Here is a 335-nt window from a genome sequence, read left to right as displayed (position 1 = left end):
AGCCCGTGATCGTCACGACCACGTCATGAGTGGTGCCGTCCGCCGACATCACTGTCATGGTGCGAATTACCGGATCGCTATCGGCGTCTAACGCTTGCACGTCTGGGTGGCTGTTGTTCAGCTTATATGTCCAGTTGCCACTCTCATCGATAGAAAAGGTGCCCCAGTTGCCATCTTTAACATCTGTTTGGGGTTGGAATACCGCTTGACCTGCATCAGGGTCAGCCACGTTTAAGTTGCCGCTCGTGGTCAGCATTACGTCTTCTTGCACCGCGCCCGCGTCATCACCCGGCTGGTCTGGTGTGATGATCGCTTTGTCGTCTGAGCCCGTGATC

1 protein-coding gene is annotated in these 335 nt (G+C 55.5%); it reads right to left on the bottom strand.

Annotated features, from left to right (window positions below; genetic code table 11):
* A partial coding sequence (locus tag EYW48_RS21645) for a VCBS domain-containing protein (RefSeq protein WP_277433098.1) occupies positions 1-335 on the bottom strand: 335 nt, incomplete at both ends.

The organism is Vibrio sp. 1180_3, from assembly GCF_029478545.1.
GTDB classification, from domain to species: domain Bacteria; phylum Pseudomonadota; class Gammaproteobacteria; order Enterobacterales; family Vibrionaceae; genus Vibrio; species Vibrio aestuarianus.
This window is presented reverse-complemented; position numbering and strand designations above follow the sequence as displayed.